General features: G+C 46.5%; 1 protein-coding gene. It reads left to right on the top strand.

The window, feature by feature from the left end:
• Positions 1-2,042 (top strand): hypothetical protein (locus JQC92_RS22040; RefSeq protein WP_205001674.1); only part of this gene is annotated, 2,042 nt, incomplete at both ends.

Raw genomic sequence — 2,042 nt, 5'->3', positions numbered from 1 at the left:
TGGCTGCGCAGGCGGTGATAAGATTTGATGGGGCAACGTATAACGCCAGAATCAAGAAGCTTCCTAACGGTGAGGAAGACGACCTTAAGGCTTTTTTTGAAGGTGTGGTCGTTTATTCAGGCAGCGTCTTAAGCGCTTCACAATATGTTGCATTAGGTTTACCACTTCACCAAAATATTCCTGCACCTGCAAAGTTGTTATCATTTACACAAGATGAAAAAGATACCCTTCATGATGAGCGCAAAAAGTGCAGACCTTGCGTGGCTGAGACTTTTTTGTGCTCTTTCAATCGAAAATCACTGACCTGCTGCCTTAAAGAGATGCGTTCCCATGACGTGCCATTCTCATTGGTTATTACTTATATCAATCATGCGGTTCAAATTGGGTTTGATGGTTCAAACTGGCTGTCCGTGAGTCACGATAATACTCTGTATGAGGCAGCTATAACGAGTAAACTTTTACTTAACATTACAGATGAAAAGTACGCTCGTGATGGGTTGTGGCTTGCCAATATTAATATTGTCTTCGGAAAAGGTCGTACTATTTCAGATTTCTCCGCATGCTTTCGTGAATTACGTCTGACCGATAATAATTTTTTAAAGTTATCAGATTCTCAAAAAAAAAGGTGTGTGCATCTAGCGCTGCAAAATGGTCATCATGAGACGGTGGCTGCGTTTATGAAGATGCTGGCGGAGTTACTGAAGGCAGGGAAGTTATCAGAAGATAAGTTCATAGCGCTGGCCGCGGGGAAAGATGGTGACGAAACACCTGGACTATATTTGGCGCTGCAAAATGGTCATCATGATACGGTGACTGCGTTTATGAAGGTGCTGGTGGAGTTACTGAAGGAAGGGAAGTTATCAGAAGATAAGTTCATAGCGCTGGCAGCGGGGAAAAGACGTAACGGAATACCTGGTCTATATTGGGCGCAGAAAAACGGTCAGCATGATACGGTGACTGCGTTTATGAAGGTGCTGGCGGAGTTACTGAAGGAAGGGAAGTTATCACAAGATAAGTTCATAGCGCTGGCAGCAGCGAAAAATGGTGACGAAACACCTGGACTATTTATGGCGCTGCAAGAGGGGCAGCATGAGACGGTGGCTGCGTTTATGAAGGTGCTGGTGGAGTTACTGAAGGAAGGGAAGTTATCAGAAGATAAGTTCATAGCGCTGGCGGCGGGAAAAAGACGTGACGAAACACCTGGACTATTTCTGGCGCTGCAAAATGGTCAGCATGAGACGGTGGCTGCGTTTATGAAAGCACTGGCGGAGTTACTGAAGGAAGGGGAGTTATCAGCAGATAAGTTCATAGCGCTGGCAGCAGCGAAAGGTGGCAATGAAACACCTGGACTATGTCTGGCGCTGCAAAATGGTCAGCATGAGACGGTGGCTGCGCTTATGAAGATACTGGTGGAGTTACTGAAGGCAGGGAAGTTATCAGAAGATAAGTTCATAGCGCTGGCAGCAGCGAAAGATGGTGACGAAACACCTGGACTATTTCTGGCGTTGCAAGAGGGTCATCATGAGACGGTGACTGAGTTTATGAAGGTGCTGGCGGAGTTACTGATGGAAGGGAAGTTATCAGAAGGTAAGTTCATAGCGCTGGCAGCAGCGAAAGATGGTGACGAAATACCTGGACTATTTCTGGCGCAGCAAAAAGGTCAGCATGAGACGGTGGCTGCGCTTATGAAGGTGCTGATGGAGTTACTGAAGGAAGGGAAGTTATCAGAAGATAAGTTCATAGCGCTGGCAGCGGGGAAAAGACGTAACGAAACACCTGGACTATGTCTAGCGCTGCAAAAAGGTCATCATGATACGGTGACTGCGTTTATGAAGGTGCTGGTGGAGTTACTGAAGGAAGGGAAGTTATCAGAAGATAAGTTCATAGAGCTGGCAGCGGGAAAAAGACGTGACGAAACACCTGGACTATGTCTAGCGCAGCAAAACGGTCAGCATGAGACGGTGGCTGCGTTTATGAAGGTGTTGGTGGAGTTACTGAAGGAAGGGAATTTATCAGCAGATAAGTTCATAGAGCTGGCAGCG

Source organism: Parashewanella hymeniacidonis (assembly GCF_016900895.1).
Classification (GTDB): Bacteria; Pseudomonadota; Gammaproteobacteria; order Enterobacterales; family Shewanellaceae; genus Parashewanella; species Parashewanella hymeniacidonis.
This window is presented reverse-complemented; position numbering and strand designations above follow the sequence as displayed.